The 22696-nt window shown below is 74.6% G+C and carries 18 protein-coding genes; 5 read left to right on the top strand and 13 right to left on the bottom strand.

The window, feature by feature from the left end; all coding sequences use genetic code 11:
* Positions 1–18: 18 nt before the first annotated feature.
* Entirely contained in the window at positions 19–372 is a 354-nt protein-coding gene (crcB, locus tag ACY0MR_RS23790) for a fluoride efflux transporter CrcB (protein ID WP_404082586.1), read from the bottom strand.
* Complete coding sequence (gene crcB / locus ACY0MR_RS23785; RefSeq protein WP_388798630.1) at positions 369–800, bottom strand: fluoride efflux transporter CrcB; 432 nt, start codon at positions 798–800, stop codon at positions 369–371. Before crcB (ACY0MR_RS23785) ends, crcB (ACY0MR_RS23790) begins: the two co-directional genes overlap by 4 nt.
* 383 nt (positions 801–1183) lie before the next feature.
* Here crcB (ACY0MR_RS23785) and ACY0MR_RS23780 point away from each other — a divergent pair, with 383 nt between their 5' ends.
* Positions 1184–2455, top strand: coding sequence for an IS701 family transposase (locus ACY0MR_RS23780; RefSeq protein ID WP_388798627.1), 1272 nt, complete (start codon positions 1184–1186; stop codon positions 2453–2455).
* A gap of 18 nt (positions 2456–2473) precedes the next feature.
* Here ACY0MR_RS23780 and ACY0MR_RS23775 read toward each other — a convergent pair whose 3' ends face one another.
* The 4 genes from ACY0MR_RS23775 to ACY0MR_RS23760 form a co-directional block, all read right to left on the bottom strand.
* Entirely contained in the window at positions 2474–4501 is a 2028-nt protein-coding gene (locus ACY0MR_RS23775) for a helix-turn-helix domain-containing protein (protein WP_388798624.1), read from the bottom strand.
* A gap of 215 nt (positions 4502–4716) precedes the next feature.
* A complete protein-coding gene (locus ACY0MR_RS23770; RefSeq protein ID WP_361850709.1) occupies positions 4717–5598 on the bottom strand; it encodes an AfsR/SARP family transcriptional regulator in 882 nt (293 codons plus the stop codon).
* A 383-nt stretch (positions 5599–5981) separates the two neighbouring features.
* Positions 5982–6449, bottom strand: a complete 468-nt coding sequence (locus tag ACY0MR_RS23765) for an anthrone oxygenase family protein (protein ID WP_388798621.1) — start codon at positions 6447–6449, stop codon at positions 5982–5984.
* Between the two features lie 33 nt (positions 6450–6482).
* Complete coding sequence (locus tag ACY0MR_RS23760; protein WP_473555208.1) at positions 6483–8102, bottom strand: vWA domain-containing protein; 1620 nt, start codon at positions 8100–8102, stop codon at positions 6483–6485.
* Between the two features lie 215 nt (positions 8103–8317).
* Here ACY0MR_RS23760 and ACY0MR_RS23755 point away from each other — a divergent pair, with 215 nt between their 5' ends.
* Positions 8318–9043, top strand: coding sequence for a helix-turn-helix transcriptional regulator (locus ACY0MR_RS23755; protein WP_388798615.1), 726 nt, complete (start codon positions 8318–8320; stop codon positions 9041–9043).
* A gap of 39 nt (positions 9044–9082) precedes the next feature.
* Here the strand turns inward: ACY0MR_RS23755 and ACY0MR_RS23750 are convergent, their stop codons facing one another.
* Complete coding sequence (locus ACY0MR_RS23750) at positions 9083–9982, bottom strand: ABC transporter permease (RefSeq protein WP_388798612.1); 900 nt, start codon at positions 9980–9982, stop codon at positions 9083–9085.
* Positions 9979–12735, bottom strand: coding sequence for an alpha/beta fold hydrolase (locus ACY0MR_RS23745; RefSeq protein ID WP_473555205.1), 2757 nt, complete (start codon positions 12733–12735; stop codon positions 9979–9981). The genes ACY0MR_RS23750 and ACY0MR_RS23745 overlap by 4 nt, the downstream gene beginning before the upstream one ends.
* 144 nt (positions 12736–12879) lie before the next feature.
* Here ACY0MR_RS23745 and ACY0MR_RS23740 point away from each other — a divergent pair, with 144 nt between their 5' ends.
* Entirely contained in the window at positions 12880–13311 is a 432-nt protein-coding gene (locus ACY0MR_RS23740) for a GNAT family N-acetyltransferase (protein WP_404082600.1), read from the top strand.
* A gap of 97 nt (positions 13312–13408) precedes the next feature.
* Here ACY0MR_RS23740 and mmsA read toward each other — a convergent pair whose 3' ends face one another.
* The 4 genes from mmsA to iolC are packed head-to-tail and all read right to left on the bottom strand — an operon-like array spanning position 13409 to position 18602.
* Complete coding sequence (gene mmsA / locus ACY0MR_RS23735; RefSeq protein ID WP_388798603.1) at positions 13409–14920, bottom strand: CoA-acylating methylmalonate-semialdehyde dehydrogenase; 1512 nt, start codon at positions 14918–14920, stop codon at positions 13409–13411.
* Between the two features lie 14 nt (positions 14921–14934).
* Positions 14935–16806, bottom strand: a complete 1872-nt coding sequence (gene iolD, locus ACY0MR_RS23730) for a 3D-(3,5/4)-trihydroxycyclohexane-1,2-dione acylhydrolase (decyclizing) (RefSeq protein ID WP_473555202.1) — start codon at positions 16804–16806, stop codon at positions 14935–14937.
* The gene (gene iolB, locus ACY0MR_RS23725) at positions 16803–17627 is read right to left on the bottom strand and encodes a 5-deoxy-glucuronate isomerase (protein ID WP_473555200.1); all 825 of its coding nucleotides are present in this window, start codon (positions 17625–17627) and stop codon (positions 16803–16805) included. Before iolB ends, iolD begins: the two co-directional genes overlap by 4 nt.
* A 9-nt stretch (positions 17628–17636) precedes the next feature.
* Entirely contained in the window at positions 17637–18602 is a 966-nt protein-coding gene (gene iolC / locus ACY0MR_RS23720) for a 5-dehydro-2-deoxygluconokinase (protein ID WP_361850731.1), read from the bottom strand.
* A 188-nt stretch (positions 18603–18790) separates the two neighbouring features.
* Between iolC and ACY0MR_RS23715 the strand changes: the two genes are divergently transcribed.
* Positions 18791–19726 carry a sugar phosphate isomerase/epimerase family protein gene (locus ACY0MR_RS23715; RefSeq protein WP_361850728.1) on the top strand — a complete coding sequence of 312 codons (936 nt, stop codon included), beginning with the start codon at positions 18791–18793 and terminating at the stop codon, positions 19724–19726.
* Between the two features lie 274 nt (positions 19727–20000).
* Positions 20001–20198, top strand: coding sequence for a helix-turn-helix transcriptional regulator (locus ACY0MR_RS23710; protein ID WP_341624349.1), 198 nt, complete (start codon positions 20001–20003; stop codon positions 20196–20198).
* A gap of 77 nt (positions 20199–20275) precedes the next feature.
* Here the strand turns inward: ACY0MR_RS23710 and ACY0MR_RS23705 are convergent, their stop codons facing one another.
* Positions 20276–22561 carry an MMPL family transporter gene (locus ACY0MR_RS23705; RefSeq protein WP_388798591.1) on the bottom strand — a complete coding sequence of 762 codons (2286 nt, stop codon included), beginning with the start codon at positions 22559–22561 and terminating at the stop codon, positions 20276–20278.
* Positions 22562–22696 lie beyond the last annotated feature (135 nt).

Below are 22696 nucleotides of genomic sequence, written 5' to 3'. Positions count from 1 at the left end.
CCACCCAGCCGCCCCGGGTCACAGCGGCCCGGCCGCCCGGACTCCCAGCCACACGGCGCCGAGTCCGGCGGCCAGGCTCGCGGCGACGTTCAGCACCGCGCGCCCCCGCGTCCCGCCCTCGTACAGCTTCAGCGTCTCGTAGGAGAACGTCGAGTACGTCGTGAGCGCCCCGCACAGGCCGGTGCCGAGCAGCAGGTGGACCTGGGCCGACGCCACCCCGGTGAGCAGGCCGAGGAGGAACGAGCCGGCGGTGTTGACCGCGAGGGTGCCCCACGGGAAGGCGGGGCCGAGGCGGGCGCGGGCCGCGCGGTCCGTGAGGTAGCGCAGGGGCGCGCCGACGGCGGCTCCGGCGACGACGAGGAGCCAGTTCACGCCCGCCCCGTCCCGGCGCGTACGGCGGCCCTGGTGACGGCGACCCCGGCCCAGACGGCGGCGAGCGCGGTGACCAGGGTGCCGCCCAGGTAGAGCAGGCCGCGGGTCGGGTCGCCGCCGTCGAGCAGCCGCTCCGTCTGGAGGGCGTAGGTGGAGAAGGTGGTGAACCCGCCGCAGAACCCGGTGCCGAGGAACGGCCGGAGGAGCGGGTGCGGGGGCGCGGAGGACCACTCCGTGGGCCGCTCCGTGAGCAGGACCATGAGGACGCCGAGCACGGCGCAGCCCGCCACGTTGACCGTGAGCGTGGTCCAGGGGAAGGCGCCTTCGGGGGTGGGCGCGAGGAGTTCCGCGCCGTAGCGGGCGGATGCGCCGAGGGCGCCGCCGGCGGCCACCACCCCGACGACCGGCAGTTCCGCGCGCAGGCCCATGGCGGCAAGCCTACGGCGGCGGATCAAGGCGAGGCGCACAGGCACGGCCCCCGGCCTGGGGCATTAACCGGGGTCCGGCCCGTGCAGCCTCGCTCTGCGATGGTCCGGCCACGCCCTGCGACGGGTCAAAGCGGGGCCGGAGAGTCTGTCAGATCCCCCACGGGGTATCCCGGAGGGCCGGCCGAGGGTCCGGTGGAGGCTCGGCGGGGCCCCCGGAGAACCGGCCGGCGGCGCCTCCGACCTGCGACGACACGACGAGGGGTGGTCCGGCCACCATCCGGCGGCCGATTCGGGTGCCGGGTACACCTCGTCGCGGGGGCCGGTCCCGGGCGACGGTGGTGGAGCAGCGGGAGGGAGCTGCGCAACCTTCGGGCAGGAGTGTCGTGAGTACATCCGTCGCAACCAAGCGCAGGGCCGTCACCGGTGCTGTTCCGCCGGCCGTTCCCCTGGACGTCGTCAGGCCCGCCGGCCCGGCCGGCTCGCGCGAGGACGTCTACGCCGAGCTGTGTGCCGCGCTGTTCTCCGGATTCCCGCGCCGGGACCAGCGGCTGAAGGCCGAGCAGTACCTGCACGGTCTGCTCACGGCGCAGGGCCGCAAGTCGATCCGGAACATCGCCGCGCAGATCGGCGGGCCCGCCGCCGAGCAGAGCCTGCACCACTTCGTGTCCAGCTCCACCTGGGACTGGCAGCCGATGCGGGCGGCCCTCGCCCGGCACCTGGAGCGGAACAGCTGCCCGCAGGCCTGGGTGGTGCGGCCGATGCCGATACCGAAGGCCGGGGAGCACTCGGTCGGGGTGGACCGGCGGTTCGACCCGGAGCGCGGGCAGGTCTTCCACGGCCAGCAGGCGTTCGGCGTGTGGTTCGCGAGCGACGAGCTGAGCGTGCCCGTCAACTGGCGTCTGTTCCTGCCGGATCCGTGGGTGAACGACCGGACGCGGCGGGACCGCGCGGAGGTTCCGCAGGAGGCGGGCGAGGAGACCCTGGAGGAGTGCGCCGTCGCGGCCGCGCTCGACACGGCCCGCTGGCCGGACGTGACCCGCAAGCCGGTGCTGCTCGACATCCGGGGCGGCGCGGGGCGGGCGGCCCTCACCCGGCTCGCCGGGGCGGGGGTGCCGGTGGTGGCGCGGATCGGTCCGGGTTCCCGGCTGGCGATCGCCGACCGGGCGCTGCCGGGCTTCGGTGCCGGTCCGCTGTCGGCCCTGCAGATCCTGGAGTCGCTCAAGGGGCTGCGCCGGCCGGTGAGCTGGGTGGACACGGTGGCCGGTGCGCGGACCTCGCGGACCTCGCTGGCCACGGCGGTCCGGGTGGCGCTGCCCGCGCCGGGCGGCGAGCGGATGCGTCCGCTGGTGCTGCTGGGCGAGTGGGACGACCCGCGGCGGCCCCCGGCCCGGGTGTGGATCAGCGATCTGACCGGTTCGCCGGTCGGCTCCCTGCTGCGGCTGACGAAGCTGGCCCGCCGGGTGGAGCGGGACTTCGTGGAGGTCGGCGAGGGGGCCGGACTGCGGGACTTCGTGGGCCGGTCGTTCCGGGGCTGGCACCGGCACATCACGCTGGCGTCGGCGGCCCACGCGGCGACGGTGATGGCGGCCACCGACTGGGAGGGGTCCTACCGCTCCGGCTACGGATCGGGACGTACGGCGCGGACCGCGAGCTGAGCGGCCCGCGGCGGGGCGTCAGCCGGTGCGCTCCGGCGGGCCGGGCTGCCGGGTCGGGTCCGCCGGCCCGCGGCTCTTGGCCAGCACCTCCCGGGTGCGCTGGAGGCGCAGCGCCAGCTGGACCTCCAGGACCTGTCCGGGCTTCTGCCACTCGGGGCCGAGGAGTTCGCCGATCCGCTCCAGCCGGCGCGAGACCGTGTTGGGGTGGACGTGGAGCGCCTCGGCGGCGTTGGTCGGGCTGCCGCCGGAGGCGAAGTACGCCTCCAGGGTGTGGGTGAGGTCGGTGAACCGCTCGGCGTCGTAGTCGAGGACGGGTCCGATCGCCGCCTCGACGAAGCCGTCGACGTCGTTGTCGTCGGAGAGGAGCAGTCCGAGGAAGCCCAGGTCCTGCACGGACGCCGCCGATCCGGTGCCGCCGAGGGCGCTCATCGCGTCCAGGCAGCGGCCGGCCTCCTGGTGCATCCGGGCGACGCCGTCCGGGCTCTCGCCGGGTCCGGCGGCGGCGACGGAGACGGGGTGGCCGAGCAGCGGGGACAGTTCGTCGGCGACGGCCCGGGCGGCGGCGGACGCGTCGATGCCCGGGAGCAGCAGCACGATGCAGCCGCCCTGCACGGTCTTCAGCCCGCTGAGCCGGTACGCGTACGAGGACGCCCACACCACGGCCCTGCCCTGTTCGCCGCCCTCCGGGCGGGCGAGCACGAGGACGTGCGGTCTGCGCAGGTCGACGCCGAGGCGGCGGGCCCGCTGGGCGATCTGCTGGGGGGCGTGCGGCGGGTCGGCGATGAGGTCGTCGAGGAGTTCGTCGCGTACCGGTCCCTCGGCGACGGCGGTGGAGCGGCGCATGAGGAGGAGGAAGGCGACGGACTGGGCGGCGAGTTCGAGGAGCCGCTCGTCCTCTCCGGTGAGGCCGCCGGCGGCGCGGATGACGAGGCCGCCGAGGTCCTCGGAGCCGGCGATGACGGGGGCGACCCAGGTGTCGTCGTCGGCGAGGACCGGGCGGCGGCGGGCGTGCGCGTCGAGGGAGGCCTTGGCGACGGCCTCCTCGACGAGTCCGGGCAGGTCGCCGGCGGTGGCGAGGCAGCGGCCGCCCTGGTCGCGGATCATCACGGTGGCGTCGAGGGCGTCGGCGGCGGCCTTGGCCACGCTGCCCAGGTCGCCGCCGGCGAGGACGAGGTTCATGATCCGGCCGTGGGCCTCGCTGACGTGCCGCATCCGGGTGAGGCTGGTGCGGATCCGGGAGCTGTCCCGTTCGAGTTCGGAGACCTCGGCCCGCGTCCGGTCCAGGAGTCCGGCCTTCTCCACGGCGAGGGCGGCGAGGTCGGCGAGGGCGGTGAGGAGCCCGATCTCCTCGGCGGTGTGCTGACGGACCCGCCGGTCGGCGCCGTGCAGGGCGCCGATCACCGTGTCGCCGCTGCGCAGCGGCGCGGCCATGATCGCGTGCAGGCCCTCGGCGCGGAGGGCCGCTTCGGCGGCCTCGTCGAAGGCGGGGGCGGGGATCCCGGTGTCGAGGAAGCCGGAGAGGGCGAACCGCTCGTCGGCGAGGTAGTCGGCCGTCCAGACGGCCTCGCCGCGGGACTGGACGGCTCCGTCGAGTCCGTGGCCCTCTGCGATCCGCAGTCCGGGGGCGATCCGCGGTCCGCCGGTCTGGCCGGTGCGGGAGCCCTCGGTGGTGTGGACGTAGCAGGATCCGTGCGGGCCGCGGAGGGTGACGTACGCGAGGTCGAGGCCGAGGAGGCGGCGGGCGCGGCGGGTGATCACGCGCAGCAGGCTGTCGAGGTCGTACGAGAGGGTGAGGTCGCGTGCGGTGTCGGTGAGGGTGGCGAGTTCGGCCTCGCGGCGCTCCTCCTGCTCGCGGCCGGTGTCGATCTCGGCGGCGAGGGCGACGGCCCGTTCGAGGCGGTCGAGGTCCGCTCCGGCGAGTCCGGTGAGCCTGGCCTCGTCGAGGAGGCCGGTGAAGCGGGCGGGCGGGGCCTTCAGGGCCAGCAGTTCGAGGACGGAGAGCAGTGCGTCGGCACCGCCGGTTCCGTCCGCGCGGTCCAACGTCATGGCCTCGTCCCCCGTAGTCCAGCGAAATCGGGCACCTGGGAGGAAACCCGCACTGCTCGCCGAAACGTAATTCGGCTCCGGGAAGCGGTCAACGACGGGTTGCCGCGGTTGGTTCCCGGTGAAGGCTCCGGGGAGGCGTCCGGGTGGTCGGGCCGGTCGTCCTCCGGGAGCTGTCGTGTCGGTGGCGCGGCCGCGTCGGGGGCCGCGCCGCGCGGTCAGCCCACGGATCCCGCCGGTACGAGCCGGGGCCGGGCGGGGCCGAACCGGGCCGGGACGCGGGGCGCGTAGAGGGGGCGGACCGCGGTGTCGCGGACGGCGAGGACGGAGCGCTGGAGCCGGCGCAGCCGGGCCGAGGGCTCCATGCCGCTCTCCCCCTTGAGGGCGGCGCGCAGTCGCTCGTACACGGTGAGGGCCTCGTCGTACTGGCCGCAGCGCAGCAGGGCCACCATGTAGTGGGCGTGGAGGGGCTCGTTGGTGCGGTAGCGGGCGACGAGCCCGGAGAGTTCGGAGACGAGTTCGGCGTGCCGGCCGAGTCCCAGCTGGGCCTCCACCCACTGGTCGAGGACGCTGAGGCGGGACGTCTCCAGGCGTTCGATCTCCCGGCGGAGGCGGGGGCCGGCGGCGACGCCCGCGTAGGGTTCGCCGCGCCACAGGGCGAGTGCCTCGCCGAGGCGGAGGGCGGCGCGGGAGAGGTCGCCGGCCTCCATGGCGCGGTATCCGGCGCCGGCCGCGCGCTCGAACTGCCGGACGTCGTTGGTGCCGCCACCGGTGTCGAGCCGGTAGCCGCCGGGCTGGGAGACGAGGATCGCGTCGGCGGTGCGCCGGTCGGACCAGCCGGGGCCGGGCTCCGCCGGGGCGGCCCCGCGCAGCGCGGCCGTGATGAGGGTGCGCAACTCGGCTATGTGGGACTGCAGTTCGGTCCGGGCGCCGCGCGGGGCGCCGGACGGCCACAGTTCCTCGGTGAGCACCGTCACGGGGACGACCTGGTCGGCGCTGGCCGTGAGCAGGGCGAGGAGCTGCCGGGGCGCGGCGGCTGTCGGGGTGATCGACACCCCGTGCTCACGTACCGACAGTCCCCCCAGAATCCGGACGTCCACCTTGCCCCCTCCATGCCTGTGCGGTGTCAGCGCGCGGGATGACTCTCGATGATTAGAAAAGACCCCCGTAGGCATGTCAATAAGAAACCGGAGGGTACGGAAAGCCAACCCGGGATATCGGGGTGATTCACCCCCTTTGGGGTGGTATAAGGCCGTAAGATTTTCGTCACTGGCGCAGACCGACACACCCTCGAAGGCTGTTTCCGGACTCGGGGGTACGCTTTCGCGGGATCCTTGCGGATGTCGAAGAGGCCCACACGCACGAGTTCGCGCCAGAAACCGTCCACCGGGTACGGTTCCGCGGCCGCGCCGTCGCGGGGCGGGCCGCCGGACCCGGCCGTGAGGGCCGCCCGGCGGGCGCGGAAGGGACTCCGAGGGGTCTCCTAGACGACGGCCGCGGCGGTCAGCAGGCCGAACGCGACGGTGATCAGGAGCGTGCGGACGCGGTGGAGGCCGTTCCAGCGCCGCTCGAACGCGGCCCGCACGGCGGACGGTTCGTCGCCCGTCGCCTCCGAGGCGGCCAGCGCGTTGTTCAGCGGGACGTTGCCGCCGACGGTGACCGCGTGGTTGAGGGCCGCGCACACCAGCCCTCCGAGCACCAGCCACCTCTGGGTGTCCGTCCGCCCGTCGACCGGGACGAGGAAGGCGGCGACGGGGAAGGCGAGCACCCCGAGGAAGACGGTCATGAAGACGGCCCGCGGGACGGCTTCGTTGATCCGGCGCATCGCCGTCACGAACTCGGCGTCCGTCAGACGGGCGAGCGCGGGCATGATCCCGGTCTGGAAGATCAGCATGAAACCGGCGTAGAGGCCGGTGCATCCGACGGCGAGGGCGAGCAGCAGGGAGGCCATGCGGCCATTCTCACCCGCCGCCCGCCCCGGGTGTCAGCTGTACGGGTCACCCGCCTTCAACTCTCCCTCGCCGGAAGGCTCTTCGCCCGGTCCGCGCAGGCCGTTCGCCTGTCGGACGGCCGCGGCCAGCTCGCGCACCACCGCCGACCCCGACCTGCCGGCGATCGACTCGGCGCGCTCCGCGAGCGCCGCGAGACCCGGGGCGCCCGGCAGCTCCCCGCCGCGCAGCGCGTCCGCGAAGTAGGCGGTGATCGCCGTCAGTTGCAGGCTGTCGTGGCCGCCTCCCCAGATGTCGCCGGTGAGGGCGGCCGTACCGACCGAGCCGGAGCGCTCGTGGGGCGCGCGCGTGGCCGGGTCGAGCCACCGGACGGTGGCGGTGGCCACCGGGCCGGTCGCCCCGGGCCGCGTCCGCACCGCGTACAGGGCGGTGACCGTGTGCCCGGCGCCGACCTCGCCGCCGTCGACCCGGTCGTCGCGGAAGTCCTCGTCCGCGACCGCCCGGTTCTCGTAGCCGATCAGCCGGAACCGCTCCACGGTCCGCCGGTCGAAGGCGACCTGCGCCTTGGCGTCCCGGGCGCGCAGCTCCACATGGGCGGGCAGCTGGTCGACGAAGACCTTGCGGGCCTGTGCCGTGTCGGAGACGTACGTCGTCTGGCCGTCGCCGCGGTCGGCGAGCTGCTCCATGAACGCGTCGCCGTAGTCGCTGCCCACGCCGACGCCGAAGAGGGTGATCCCGTACCGCTTCCGCTCCGCCTCGATGCGCTCCAGGATCGTGCCGGCCTCGGTGGCCCCGGTGTTGGCGAGGGCGTCGGAGAGCAGCACGACCCGGTTGGTGGCACCCTCGCGGTGACCCGCGACGGCCACGTCGTAGCCGGTGCGGACCCCCGCCTCGACATTGGTGGAGGAGCTCGTCGCGAGGGCGTCCACCGCGTCGCGGATGCGCCCGCGGGCGTCGCCCACCCGGGTCAGCGGCAGCCGGGTCTCGGCCTCGTCGCTGAAGGCGACGAGGCCGATCGAGTCGTCGTCGCGGAGCTCGTCGGCGAGCAGCCCCAGCGACTCCTTGACCAGGTCGAGCCGGCCCGGCTCGGCCATCGAGCCGGAGACGTCGACGACGAAGGTGAGGGCGGCGGGCGGGCGTTCGCCGCGCCGGTCCGCCGCGCGCGTGGCGAGGCCGACCCGGACGAGCGACCAGCCGTCCTGCCCGGCGCGCGCGCCGTCGAGGGTCACGCTGAACCCGTTGTCCTCCGGACGGGGGTAGTCGGGGCGGAAGCTGTTGACGAACTCCTCGGGGCGCACGGTCGCCGGGTCAGGCAGCCGCCCCTCGGCGAGGGTGCGGCGGGCGTAGCCGTACGAGGCGGTGTCCACGTCCAGGGCGAACGTGGACAGGTAGTCGGGGGCGGGCGCGGCGGAGGGGCGTCCGTCCCGCGCGGACCCCTCGGCGCCCTCGGGGTTCGCCGTGCCCGCTCCCCCGCCCGGGGCGGTGGGCGCGGCCGGTGCGGTCCGCGCCTTCTCGCCCGTCGCGTGGTCGGCGCTGCTCCGCTCGCCGCCGGCGCCGCAGCCGCCGGCGGCGAGCCCGGCCGCGAGCAGAGCGGCGACGGTGGCCGAGAACCGGGCCCCGCCGCGGCCGGCCGACGTCTTGCCCTGTCGTTCCATGTCATCTCCCCCTCTTGGTGGACCACTTGTGAATGTGACGAACGCCGGGCCCGCTGGGAGCCGTCGAAGGAGTTGCGGATGTATCTCGATGCGGCAACGGCGTACGCCGGGGCAACCTGTGGCATGGATTCGCCATCCTTCTCAACAGGGGTTGTCACCGTGTGCAGTCACATGCGTACATGGAGTGGACATCGATCGGGCGGGGGTGGTCAGCGGTGGCAGAGAGCAGCGCGGGCTCCGTGATGCTCGCCCGCTCGGCGATGAACCGGGCCGCGACCGAGGGACAGCGGCCCGCGGGGCGCCCGGTCCGGGGTGCGCGGCGCATCAGCGCGGCGCTCGCCGGGCTGGCCGCCTCCACCCGGTACGAGTTGCTCACCTTCGACGACCCGGTCGCCTCCGCGGGCTGCGCGATCCCCGAGCCGTTCCTGGAGCTGGCGGGCGCGTGCATGCGGGCGGCGGCGGAGCGGGCGGCCGAGGTGCGGCGGATCGTGCCGCGGCACGCGCGGCCGTGCATCGAGGGCGAGCTGCGGATCCCCGGGCGGGCCCGCCTCGCGGAGACCATCCCGTTCAAGATGATCGTCGTCGACCGCACGGTGGCCGCGATCCCGCTCGACCTGGAGCTGCTCTACAACGGACTGCTGCTGATCCGCGATCCGGTGGTGGTGCAGGCGCTGGCGCGGGCGCACCACCACTGCTGGAACACGGCCGAGGAGCTGACGTACGCGCCGCCGCCCCCGCGGCGGCCGTGCGGCGACCTGCCCCCTCAGCTGCGGCCGGTCCTGGACGCCCTGCTGTCGGGGGTGACGGACGAGACGGCGGCGACCCGGCTCGGCATGTCCGCGCGGACCTACAGCCGGCGGGTGGGCGAGCTGATGGCGGCCCTGGGCACGACGAGCCGCTTCCGCGCGGGTGCGGAAGCGGCTCGAAGGGGGTGGCTGTGAGGAGACCCCCGGGCCCCGGCCGGGACGACCGGCGGGGGCCTACGACACGATGTCCTTGCGGGCGAAGCCGCGGAAGGCCAGGGCGAAGAGGACGAGGGCGTACGTCAAGGAGATCGCCGTCCCCTTGATCATGCCGCCCCACTCCAGCTGCGGCTGGAGCGCGTCGATCCAGGCGAACTGCCAGTGCGCGGGCAGGTAGTCGCGCCAGTCGCCGAGTGCCGTGACGGCGTCCAGGACGTTGCCGACGATGGTCAGGCCGACGGCTCCGCCGACCGCGCCGAGCGGGGCGTCGGTGCGGGTGGAGAGCCAGAAGGCGAGTCCCGCGGTGACCAGTTGGGAGGCGAAGACGAAGGCGACCGCGATCCCGAGGCGGAGCACCGCGTCCCCGGCGGGCACCGCGCCGCCGGTGGGCAGCTGGAGCGGCCCCCAGCCGTAGGCGACGGTGCCCACGGCCAGGGCGACGAGCGGCAGGAGGACCATCGCGGCCGCGCTGTAGGCGAGGGCGACCGCCAGCTTGGAGGCCAGGAGCCGGGACCGGGGCACCGGCGCGGCCAGCAGGTACCGCAGGGAGGACCAGCTCGCCTCGGAGGCGACGGTGTCCCCGCAGAACAGCGCCACGGGGATGACGAGGAGGAATCCGGCCGAGACGAAGAGGCTGGTCGCCGCGAAGTTGGCGCCGGAGGCGGTCGCCGTGTCCATCAGGGTGATGCGGCCGCTGCCGCCGCGGTCCTGGTCGCCGCCGATCGCGAAGGCGATCAGCAGGACGAACGGCAGGGCGACCAGGATGCCGCCCATGATCATGGTGCGGCGGCGCTTCCACTGGCGCAGGGCCTCGACGCGCAGCGGCAGGGTGCGTCCGGCGCGGTAGCCGGGGGCGGCGGCGTCCACCGGTGCGGCGGGGGCGGCGGGAGCCGTGGTGGTGTCGGGCAGCGGGCTCATGCGGCTCCTCCTCCGATCAGGGTCAGGAACGCGTCCTCGAGGCGCCGGTGCGGTCCGACACCGGTCAGCGGCACGTCCAGGGCGACCAGTTCGCCGATGAGGGCGGTCGGGTCGAGGGTGTCGAGGCGGACCAGGATCCCGCCCTCCGTCCGGGTCGCGGAGGCGACGCCCGCCAGGGCGCCGACCTTCTCGACGAGGGCGTCGGGGACGGACTCCCCGAGGGTCACGAGCAGGGTGTCCCCGGAGCCGGTGATCTCGGCGACCGGACCGGCCTGGACGAGCTGTCCCCGGTCCATGACGACGAGGTGGGTGCAGGACTGCTCGACCTCGGCGAGGAGGTGGCTGGAGACGATGACGGTGCGGCCGCCGGCCGCGTACCGGATCATCACCTCGCGCATCTCGCGGATCTGCGGCGGGTCGAGTCCGTTGGTGGGCTCGTCCAGGATCAGCAGGTCCGGCAGGCCGAGCATGGCCTGGGCGAGGGCGAGGCGCTGCCGCATGCCCTGCGAGTAGGTGCGGACGGCGCGGTCGAGGGCGTTGCCCAGGTTGGCGATGCGCAGGGCCTCGTCGACATGGGCGTCCTCGGCGGGACGGCCGGTGGCCTTCCAGTACAGGTCCAGGTTCTCCCGGCCGTCGAGGTGCGGCAGGAAGCCGGCGCCCTCGACGAACGAGCCGACGCGGGAGAGGACCGGGGCGCCGGGCCGGATGGCCTGGCCGAAGACCCGGATCTCGCCCTCGTCGGGGGTGATCAGGCCCATCAGCATGCGCAGGGTGGTGGTCTTCCCCGCGCCGTTCGGCCCGAGGAGGCCGAGGACCTGCCCCTGCTCGACGCGGAACGTGAGGTCCTTGACGCTGTACCGGTCGCCGCCCCGGTACTTCTTGGACAGCCCGGTGATCTGGAGCGGCACGGCGGCGAGCCCGGAGTCGGGCGCGGGGGCGGCGGTGCGGCGGCGGGCGGTCAGGAGCAGCGCCGCGGCGGCGGCGAGGCCGAGCAGCGGCAGCCCCCAGACCCACCAGGGCAGGGCGGCGGCCTGGGTGTCGAGGCCGGTCGCGACGGGCACGGTGAGCGGGCCCTCGACGGCGACCGTGTAGGCGGCGGGGGCGGCCGGCGAGGCGTAGCCGAGGTCGGTGGCGGCGACGACGAGCCGGAGCCGGTGCCCGGCCTCCACCTCGTGGTCGATCGCGGGCAGGGTGAGCGTCACGCTCCTGCCGGCCCGGGCGCCGTCGACGCGGACGGGGGCGACGAGCTGGGCGGGCAGCACCTGCTGCCGGCCGTCAGGCCCGACGTCGTACACCTTGGCGAAGAGGACGGCGGAACCGTCGGCGGCGGTGGACGCGACCTTGACCCGGACGGTCGGCGTGCCGGTGATGCGGAGGGCCTCGGCCTGCGGCTTCGCGTCGAACCGGGCGTGCTGGCCGGGGAAGTCGAGGGAGAGGCCGACCCCGAGGGAGGAGAGTCCGGCGACCCCGCCGCCGAGGCCGGGGACGGCGGAGACGGCGGGCGGTGCGGCGCCGGGCGGGTTCGCGAAGGTCTGCGCCGCACCGGCGAGCGGGACGCCGGCGGTGCCGGCGGTGAGGCCCGGGTAGCGGTCGGCGGTCGCGGCGCGCAGGGTGGCCCGCCCGTCGGTGGAGTCGACGCCGCCGGTCCGGCTGACGCGGAAGGCCGGGCCGGTGTCGGCGGAGGCGTCCTTCTTCAGCCAGCGGTCGAACCAGGTGCTGATGCGCCGCTCGACGCGGTCGGTCTCCCGGTCGCCGCCGTCGTGGCCGCCGGAGATCCAGTCGACGGCGACGGGTGCGCCGTTGGCGGCGAGGGTCCGGGCCATGGCGTCGGACTGGGCCAGGGTGAAGAGCGAGTCGGACTGTCCCTGGACCAGGAGGGCAGGCACCTTGATCCTCGCGCCGACGGCGGAGGGGCTGCGGGCTTCGAGGAGGGCGCGCGCCGCGGCGTCGGGCTTCCCGGCGACGGCGACCCGCTCGTAGAGGGAGCAGAGCTCGGGGGTGAACCGGCCGCAGGCCCCGGACTTCCCGGGCGCGGCCTTTCCGGCCGCGGTCTCCCCGGAGGCGGACGTCCCGGATCCGGACCGCCCGGTGGCCGGCCGCTCGGCGGGGGGTTCACCGGTGGTGGCGGTCCCCGCCCCGTCCAGGACTCCGGGCCGGTCGCCCGCGGAGAAGAAGATCCCGGCCCATAGCTTCTTGAAGACGCCGTTCGGGAAGAGGGCGTCGGCCAGGTTCCAGTAGGTGATCTGGGGGGCGATGGCGTCGACGCGTCCGTCGTACCCGGCGGCCAGCAGGGAGATCGCCCCGCCGTAGGAGGCGCCGGTGACGCCGACGCGCGGGTCGCCCGGTCCGTCGAGGAGGACCTCGGGCCGGGTGGCGAGCCAGTCGACCAGCTTCCGGGCGTCCTTGACCTCGTGGTCGGGGTCGTTGAGTCCGATCTGCCCGGCGGAGGCGCCGAAGCCGCGTGCGGACCAGGTCAGCACGGCGTAGCCGTCGCGGGCGAGCTGCTCGGCCTGGGCGCGCACGTCGTCCTTGGACCCGCCGAAGCCGTGGCCGAGGAGGACGGCCGGCCGGCGCCCGTCGGCGTCGCCGGTGAAGTACGAGGTGTCGATGCGGGTGCCGTCGAGGTCGAGCATCCGGTCCGCCCGGTGCACGGGCGGCGGATCGTCCGAGGCGACGGCGGTCCAGGTGCCGGCACCCGCGAGGACGGCGAGGACGGCGGTGACCGCGGCCCACCGGGGAAGTCGGAGTCGCATGGTGTCGAGCCTAAGCGGACCGCCTGTGCGGCACGGCTGTCCGGAGGCGGAAACGGCGCACCTCCTCCGGTCGTACGCAGTACGGTCCGCGTACAGCAGGCGCGGTACGCGGCCGCGCGGGCACACGAGCACACGGAGAGCGGCATGGAGATCCGGCGGGCGGCCACGGTGGCGGAGCTGCTGGCGGCGGGGCACCTGTACGACGACCCGCCCCGGGAGGACTGGGCGGCGCGCTTCCTGGCGGCGCCGGGGCATCTGATGCTGATCGCCTACGCCGACGACGGCGCGGACGGCTTCCCGGTCGGCTTCGTCTCCGGGATCGAGATGCTGCACCCGGACAAGGGCGCCGAGATGTGCCTGTACGAGCTCTCCGTGGACGAGGGCCACCGGAGGCGGGGGGTGGGGCGGGCCCTGACGGAGGCGCTGCTGGCGGAGGCGGGAGAGCGGGGCTGCCGGGGGGCGTGGGTGGGCGTGGACACGGACAACGACCCCGCGCTCGCGACGTACCGGGCTGCGGGCGCGGTGGACGAGGGGGTGTTCGCGATGCGCGGCTGGACCTTCCCGGACGCACGCTGAGCCGGGGGCGGGGGAAGGGCGGCGGCCGCGTGGGACCCCGACGGCCCCCGGGGTGTGGTGTCGGCACCCCGGGGGCCGTCGGCGCGGACCGACCGCGTCAGTGGTTGCGCGGGAAGCCCAGGTCCACGCCCGCCGGGGCGTCGGACGGGTCCGGCCAGCGGGTGGTGACGACCTTGCCGCGGGTGTAGAAGTGCACGCCGTCGTTGCCGTAGATGTGGTGGTCGCCGAAGAGCGAGTCCTTCCAGCCGCCGAAGGAGTGGTAGCCCACCGGCACCGGGATCGGCACGTTCACGCCGACCATGCCGGCCTCGACCTCCAGCTGGAAGCGGCGGGCGGCGCCGCCGTCGCGGGTGAAGATCGCGGTGCCGTTGCCGAACGGGGAGGCGTTGATGAGGGCGAGGCCCTCCTCGTACGTGTCGGCGCGCAGCACGCAGAGCACCGGGCCGAAGATCTCGTCCTGGTAGGCCTTGGCCGTGGTGGGCACGCGGTCCAGGAGGGAGAGCCCGATCCAGTGCCCGTCCTCGTGGCCCTCGACGGTGTAGCCGGTGCCGTCGAGGACGACCTCGCAGCCCTCGTCCGCCGCGCCGTGGACGTACGAGGCAACCTTGTCGCGGTGGACGGCCGTGATGAGGGGGCCCATCTCGGACGTGGGGTCGGTGCCGGGGCCGATCTTGATCTTCTCGGCGCGCTCGCGGATCTTCTGGACCAGCTCGTCGCCGATGGAGCCGACGGCCACGACGGCCGAGATGGCCATGCAGCGCTCGCCGGCGGAGCCGTAGGCCGCCGAGACGGCCGCGTCGGCGGCGGCGTCGAGGTCGGCGTCGGGGAGGACCAGCATGTGGTTCTTGGCGCCGCCGAGGGCCTGGACGCGCTTGCCGTTGGCGGAGGCGGTGGTGTGGATGTGCCGGGCGATCGGGGTCGAGCCGACGAAGGAGATCGCGGCGACGTCCGGGTGCTCCAGGAGGCGGTCCACGGCCACCTTGTCGCCGTGCAGGACGTTGAAGACGCCGTCCGGGAGGCCCGCCTCGGCGAGCAGCTCGGCGATCTTGAGGGACGGCGAGGGGTCCTTCTCGCTCGGCTTGAGGATGAAGGTGTTGCCGGTCGCGATGGCGATCGGGAACATCCACATCGGCACCATGGCCGGGAAGTTGAAGGGCGTGATGCCGGCGACGACGCCGACGGGCTGGCGGATGGACGCCACGTCCACCCGGTTCGACACCTGGGTGGAGAGCTCGCCCTTGAGCTGGGTGGTGATGCCGCAGGCGAGGTCGACGATCTCCAGGCCGCGGGCGACCTCGCCGAGCGCGTCGGAGTGGACCTTGCCGTGCTCGGCGACGATCAGCTCGGCGATGGCGTCGCGGTTGGCGTCGAGGAGCGCGCGGAACGCGAAGAGGACGGTGGTGCGCTGGGCGAGCGAGGAGGTGCCCCAGGTCGCCCAGGCGTCCTTGGCGGCGGCGACGGCGGCGTCCACCTCCTCGACGGAGGCGAGCGCGACCTTGGTGGTCACGGCGCCGGTGGCCGGGTCGGTGACCGGGCCCCAGTTGCCCGACGTGCCCTCGACGGTCTTGCCACCGATCCAGTGGTTGACGGTCTTGACGGTGTTCGTCATGACGAAATGCTCCTTCAGAGATGGCGGCGTCGGGCGGTGACGTGCCGGTCGTACTCCTCCCGGGCCTTGACCGCCGACGGGCGGGTCGAGGTCTCGGCCACGGGCACATCCCACCATGCCTGGGCCGGGGGCGGGCCCGACACAGTGTCGGGCGTTTCGGTCTCGGCGTAGACACATGTGGGAACGGTCGAGGTCCGGGCGTCCGCGAGGGCTTCCCGCAGGTCACGGACGGTGCGGGGGCGGAGGACGCGCATGCCGAGGGAGGCGGCGTTGGCGCCGAGGTCGACGGGGAGCGGCGCGCCGGTGAAGCCGCCGAAGCGGTCCCGGTGGCGGTAGTCGGTGCCGAAGCGCTCGGCGCCGACGGCCTCCGACAGGCCGCCGATGGAGGCGTAGCCGTGGTTCTGGAGGATGACCAGCTTGAGGGGCAGTCCCTCCTGGACGGCGGTGACGATCTCGGTGGGATTCATCAGGTACGTCCCGTCGCCGACGAGGGCCCAGACCGGTCGGCCGGGGGCGGCGAGGGCGACGCCGACGGCGGCGGGGATCTCGTAGCCCATGCACGAGTAGCCGTACTCGACGTGGTACTGGTCGACGGACCGGGTCCGCCACAGCTTGTGCAGGTCTCCGGGGAGCGAGCCGGCGGCGTTGATCAGGATGTCGGTGTCGTCGACCAGGGTGTCGAGTGCGCCGAGGACCTGGGCCTGGGTGGGGCGGGCGTGCGGGTCGGGTGCGGCGTAGGCGGTGTCGGTCCGCTCCTGCCAGTCCCGTTTGGCGGCGGCCCATCGCTCCGGGTCGTGTCCGCGGCCCCGCGGGTGGCTCGCCAGCGCCTCGGTGAGGGCCTCGAGGCCGGCCCGGGCGTCGGCGACGAGCGGGAGCCCGGCCTGCTTGTGGGCGTCGAACCCGGTGATGTTGAGGTTGACGAGCCGCGTGTCGGGGCGGAAGAGGGTGCCGGAGGCGGTGGTGAAGTCGGTGTAGCGGGTGCCGACGCCGAGGATCAGGTCGCTGGTGCGGGCGAGGCCGTTGGCGGTCCGGGTGCCGGTGTGGCCGATCCCGCCGACGTCGCGGGGGTCGTCCCAGGGCAGGACGCCCTTGCCGGCCTGGGTGGTGGCGACCGGGAGGCCGGCCTCCCTGGCGAGGGTGCGCAGGGCGTCCTGGGCGGCGCTGTACCGGACCCCGCCGCCCGCGATGATCATGGGGCGGGCGGCCTCCCGCACCGCCCGGACGGCCGCGTCGAGTTCGGCCGGGTCGGGGCGCGGGCGGCGGACGGTCCAGGTCCGTTCGGCGAGGAACTCCTCGGGCCAGTCGTGGGCCTCGGCCTGGACGTCCTGCGGGAGGGCGAGGGTGACGGCGCCGGTCTCGGCGGGGTCGGTGAGGACCCGTACGGCGGCGAGGGCGGCCGGGATGAGCGCCTCGGGCCGGGTGATCCGGTCGAAGTAGCGCGACACGGGGCGCAGGCAGTCGTTGACGGACACCTCGCCCGCGTAGGGGACTTCGAGCTGCTGGAGGACGGGGTCGGCGGGCCGGGTGGCGAAGGTGTCGCCGGGCAGCAGGAGGACGGGCAGCCGGTTGACGGTGGCGAGGGCGGCGCCGGTGACGAGGTTGGTGGCGCCGGGTCCGATGGAGGTGGTGACGGCGTGGACGCGCAGCCGGTTGGACTGCCGGGCGTAGCCGACGGCCGCGTGGACCATGGCCTGTTCGCTGCGTCCCTGGTGGAAGGGCATGAGGTCGGGGTGTTCGACGAGCGCCTGGCCGAGGCCGGCGACGTTGCCGTGGCCGAAGATGCCCCAGGTCGCGGTGACGAGCCGCTGCCGCACGCCGTCGCGTTCGGTGTGCTGGGCGGCGAGGAAGCGCACGAGGGCCTGGGCGACGGTGAGGCGGACGCTCATGCGTATCCCTCCGTGTGGTCGGGGTGGAAGCGGATGCGCCATTCCCGCTCGGGGCCGGGGCCCGCCATGACGTTCAGGTAGTAGAGCGGGTGGTCCGGCTGGGCGATCGACGGGCCGTGCCAGCCGTCGGGGACGAGGACGGCGTCGCCGTTGCGGACTTCGGCGAGGAGGTCGGCGCCGCCGGGCCGGGAGGGGGAGATCCGCTGGTAGCCGAGGGCGCCGGGGGCCTCGATCGCGTAGTAGTAGATCTCCTCCAGGACGGACTCGGCGCCGGGGACGTGCTCGTCGTGCTTGTGCGGCGGGTACGAGGACCAGTTGCCGCCGGGGGTGACGACCTCGACGGCGATGAGCCGGTCGCAGGGGAAGGCGTCGGCGGCGGCGAAGTTCCGCACCTGGCGGGCGCGGTTGCCGCTGCCCCGGGTCTCGACGGGAACCTCCGGCGCGGGGCCGTAGCGGGCGGGGAGTCGTCGCTCGCACTTCGCTCCTGCCAAAGCGAAGCGGCCTCCCGCGCCGGAGGCGATCTGGGCGTGGCTGTCGCGCGGTACGTAGGCGAAGTCGGTCACTCCGTCGAACACGCTCGCGCGGCCCAGGAGTTCGAGGATCTCGCCGTCGACGCGCACGCTACAGGCACCGGAGAGGGGAAGCACGACCCATTCGGATTCCCCGCTCTCGAAGGAGTGGATCGCGCCGGGTCCGAGGGTGAGGACGCGGAGGGAGCAGTACGTCCAGCCGGCCCGCTCGGGGTCGATGTCGAGCGTGTAGGGGCCGCGGGCGGCGGTTCCGGCGGGGAGGTGGAGGGACGGGGGGCGGTGGGTGCTCATGCCTGACCCCTACCCCTTTTCCGCCGGGGTGCCGGAACTTTCCGCCGGGGTGCCGGAACCGGTCGCGAGTGCCTCGGCGATCTCGGCCGCGGTCGGCATGGCGGAGGAGCAGGCGAGGCGGCCGGCGACGATCGCGCCGGCGGCGTTGGCGTGGCGCAGGGCGGTGGTCAGGTCCCGGCCGGCGAGCAGTGCGTGGACGAGTGCTCCGCCGAACGCGTCGCCCGCGCCCAGGCCGTTGACCACCCGGACCGGCAGCGGCGGCACCTCGGCGCCGGTCCCGTCGGCGGCGAGCGCGAGGACGCCGCGAGGGCCCTGCTTGACGACGGCGAGCCGGGGTCCGGCGGCGAGCAGCGCCCGGGCGGCGGCGTGGGGCTCGCGCTCCCCCGTGGCGACCTCGCACTCGTCGAGGTTGCCGACGGCGACGGTGGCGTGCCGCAGGGCCTCGGCGTAGGAGGGGCGGGCGGCCGCCGGGTCGGTCCAGAACATCGGCCGCCAGTCCAGGTCGAGGACGGTGGTCTCCCGTCCGGACCGCGCGCGGAGCGCCTCCAGGGTGGCGGTGCGGCTCGGTTCGGCGCACAGGCCGGTGCCGGTGGTCCAGAGGACGCGGGCGGCGCGGACGGCGTCGAGGTCGAGTTCGTGGGGGTGGATCTCCAGGTCGGGGGCCTTGGGGCGGCGGTAGAAGGTGAGGGGGAAGTCGTCGGGCGGGAAGAGGGCGCAGAAGGTGACCGGGGTGGGGTAGGCGTCGACCTCGGTCACCCAGCGGTCGTCGACCCCGAAGTCCTTGAGCTGCCGGCGGAGGTAGGTGCCGAAGGGGTCGGCGCCGGTGCGGGAGACGAGTGCGGTGCGCAGGCCGAGGCGGGCGGCGGCGACGGCGACGTTCGCCGGGGAGCCGCCGAGGAACTTGGCGAAGGTGTCGACCCGGTCGAGGCCGACGCCGGTCTGGAGCGGGTAGAGGTCCACGCCGAGGCGCCCCATGGTGATCAGGTCGTACGGCTCCGACTCCACCCGCGCCACCTCTCGCGTCCGGCTTCCGCACCCAGGTCTAGCCGTCCGCCCGGAGGCGTGTCAACGATATGTCCGGACATTCTGACGACCGGACGCGTCCGTCCGGGCCGGTGCGGCCTCCTTGACGCTGTTCGCGGGCCCCGGTCAAGGTGGCTGGCATGACGACGCCGTCACCGCAGCCGCCCCCGCCCCCGTCTCCGGCCCCGTCGCGCATCCGGATCGGCTCCGCGCCGGACTCCTGGGGGGTGTGGTTCCCCGACGATCCGCGGCAGGTGCCGTGGCAGCGCTTCCTGGACGAGGTGTCCGGTGCGGGGTACGGGTGGATCGAGCTGGGGCCGTACGGCTATCTGCCCACCGATCCGGCCGTGCTGGCGGAGGAGACCGGGCGGCGCGGGCTGCGGGTCTCGGCGGGGACGGTCTTCACCGGCCTGCACCACGGCCCGGACGTCTGGGACCGGACCTGGGGGCACGTCGCCGAGAACGCGGCCCTGGCGCAGGCGATGGGGGCGGGCCATCTGGTCGTCATCCCGTCGTTCTGGCGGGACGACCGCACGGGCGAGGTCCTGGAGGACCGGACGCTGACCGCGGCGCAGTGGCGGGACCTGACGGGGCTGACCGAGCGGCTCGGCCGGGAGGTGCGCGAGCGGTACGGGCTGCGGATCGTCGTCCATCCGCATGCGGACACCCATCTGGACGACGAGGCGAGCGTGACGCGGTTCCTGGACGCGACCGACCCCGACGCGGTCTCGCTCTGCCTGGACACCGGGCACTACGCGTACGCCGGCGGGGACAGCGTCAAGCTGATCGAGACGTACGGGGAGCGGATCGGCTATCTCCATCTGAAGCAGGTGGACCCGGAGGTCCTGGCGGGGGTGGTGGCCGAGGGGGTGCCGTTCGGTCCGGCGGTGGCGCGCGGCGTGATGTGCGAACCGCCGTCCGGGGTGCCCGCCCTGGAGCCGGTGCTCGCGGCGGCCTCGGCGCTGGACGTGGACCTGTTCGCGATCGTCGAGCAGGACATGTATCCGTGCGAGCCGGACGCCCCGTACCCGATCGCGCTGCGCACCCGGCACTACCTGCGGTCCTGCGGCGTGTGACCGACGGGCGGCCGGTCGCCCTACCGTGCCGGGCGGGGTGACGCACGGGGACACACCGATGTCCCGATGCCTCACTTTCGTCACACACGTCCCGTGATCGTCACGCGCATCTCCGTTACGCGGGCTTTCCGTCACAGGCGCTCGACAGGCGCTCCCCTCCCGACTGGAGGGGTCGTTGCAGGGGGCAATGGCTCAGTGATCGCCAACGCCCGCCCGCAGCGCCCCCGAACGGCACCCCCGCCGCCGCTGCGCGGCGCGCAGGGAGGTACCAGGCATGACGGACAGAACGCTCTGGTCGTACAAGGACATCGCCGCACACATCCGGGTGCAGCCCGACACGGTCCGCTCCTACCGCAAGCACGGGCTGCTGCCGGCCCCCGACCACGTGGAGTCGGGCAAGCCCTACTGGTACGCGGACACGATCCGCGCCTGGGTCGCCAGCCGCCCCGGCAACCGGGGCCGCCGCGACTGACCCGAGGGGACCGCCCCCTCCGCCGTCCCCCCGCGGGGCCGGACCCCGGCCGAGCCCGGGTCCGGCCCCGCGGCGTGTCACCGCCGGAGCGGGGCCGCCTCCCGGCGTCCCTCCGGCGCCGCGGCGTCCTCCCCCTCGGCGGCGGGCGCGGCCTCCCGCTCGGGGGCGGGCGCGTCCGACTCGCTGATGCCGAAGCGGTCGTGGAAGCGCCGCAGCGGGCCGGGGGCCCACCAGGTGAGGCGGCCGGTGAGCTTCATGACGGAGGGGACGAGGAGGCTGCGGACCACCATGGCGTCCATGAGGACGGCGAGGGCGACGCCGAGGCCGAGCATCTTGGTGTTGGTGACGCGGGAGGTGCCGATGGCGACCATGACGACGGCGAGGATCACGGCGGCGGCGGTGATCAGGCCGCCGGTCCGGCTCAGCCCGAAGCGGACGGAGTGCTCGTGGTCGCCGGTGGCGTCGTACTCCTCCTTGATCCGGGAGAGCAGGAACACGCCGTAGTCCATGGAGAGCCCGAAGGCCACGCAGAACATGAGCACGGGCAGGGTGGTCTCGATGTCCCCGGTGGGGGTGAAGCCGAGCAGGTCCGCGAGGTGCCCGTCCTGGAAGACCCAGACCACCGCGCCGAACATCGCGGTGAGGCTGAGGGCGTTGAGGACGACGGCCTGGACGGGGATGAGGACGCTGCCGGTGAGCAGGAAGACCAGGAGCAGGGTGACGACCACGATGATCGCCGCGGCCCAGGGCAGCCGCTCGGCGAGGGCGTCCTTGGAGTCGACGAGGACGGCGGCCTGCCCGGTGACGGAGGTGTCGAACGGGGCGGGTGCGGCGCGCAGCTCGGCCACGGCCCGCTGGGCGCCGGCGCCGACGGTCTCGCCCTCGGGGACGACGGTGAAGTAGGCGTGGCCGCCGGCGGCGGTCACCGGTCCGTCGACGCGGACCACGCCGTCGAGCGCTCCGATCCGCTCGCGGAAGGCCGCGTACTGCGCGGGGGTGGCCTCGCCCTCGGCGAGGACGGTGAGGCCGCCGCCGGGGTCGCCGGGGAACGCGTGGCGCAGCTCGTCCTGGACGACGCGGGAGGAGGCGGTGACGGGGAGCTGGCGGTCGTCCGCGGTGCCGAACTTCACGCCGAGGAAGGGCAGTCCGAGGAGGACGAGTCCGGCGGTGGTGAGGACGGCGAAGACCGGCGCGCGGCGCATCACGAGCGCCGCGGCGCGCGCCCAGCCGGCGCCCCCGCCGCCCTCGGGGCGGTTCCCGGCGGTCGTGCGGCGCCGGAGGAGGCGCCGCAGGTCGAGTGCGTTGACCCGGTCGCCGAGCAGCACGAGGGCCGCGGGGAGGAGGGTGAGGGCGGCGGTCGCGGCGAGCAGGACCACCGCGATCCCGGCGTACGCGAAGGAGCGCAGGAAGTACTGCGGGAAGACCAGCATCGCGGAGAGGGACACGGCGACGGTCAGGGCGGAGAAGAGCACGGTCCGCCCGGCGGTGCGCAGGGTGGTGCGGACGGCGGTGTACGTGTCGGCGCCGGCGGCGAGTTCCTCCCGGTAGCGGCGGACGACGAACAGGGCGTAGTCGATGGCGAGGCCGAGTCCGAGGGCCGTGGTCAGGTTCTGCGCGAAGACGGAGACGTCGGTGAACTCGGTGATGCCGCGCAGGACGGCGTTGGTGCCGAGGATGGCGACGATGCCGACGCCGAGCGGCAGCAGCGCGGCGACGGCGCTGCCGAAGACCATGACGAGCAGGATCAGGGTGAGGGGCAGGGCGATGAGCTCGGCCCGCAGCAGGTCCTCCTGGATGACCGTCTGCATCTCGTGGCGCACGGCGAGCCCGCCGCCGAGGGAGACCTCGACGGGGCCGTGGGTGCCCCGGTACTCGGGGGCGATCCGGTCGAGGACGGCGGCCGCCTCCTTCTCCTCGCCGGCGATGCGGGCGGCGATGACCGCCTTGCGGCCGTCCTCGGAGCGGAGGGCGGGCGACCCGGTGGACCAGTACGAGCCGACTCCGTCGACGCCCGGTTCCGCGTCGAGCCGCTCGGCGAGCCGGCGGGCCTCGGCGGCGACCGCGGGCGCGTCGGCGCCGGCCTCTCCGGCGTCCACGAGCAGCAGCAGGTTGGGCTGGGAGCCGGGGAACCGGCTCCCCAGCGCCTCGGTCGCGTACGTGGACTCGGCGGCCGGGTCCTCCCAGCCGCCGCTGCCCATCCGGTCGGCGACCCCGCCGCCGGCCAGCACCGCGAGGGCGGTGAGGACCAGGGCGACGAGCAGGGTGAGGCGGGGGCGTGCGGTCACGAACCGCGTCCAGCCCCCCGCCCCCTCCCGCTGGGGGGATCCGGTCCCCCCGGGTGCTGTCTTCTTGACTTCGGCCATGACGAGGTGTCCCCTTCACCTGACCCGTGTGCGCGCTTCCCGGCAGGTCACACGGGTCACCCATTGCCATAGACTGGCAAACACGAGTGATCACTCGCGTTTCTCAAGAATGCGAGCGACCTCTCGTGTTTGTCA

This window comes from Streptomyces sp. JN8, assembly GCF_055808075.1.
The sequence above is the reverse complement of the archived record's forward strand: the minus strand, read 5'-3'. Positions and strand labels throughout refer to the sequence as shown.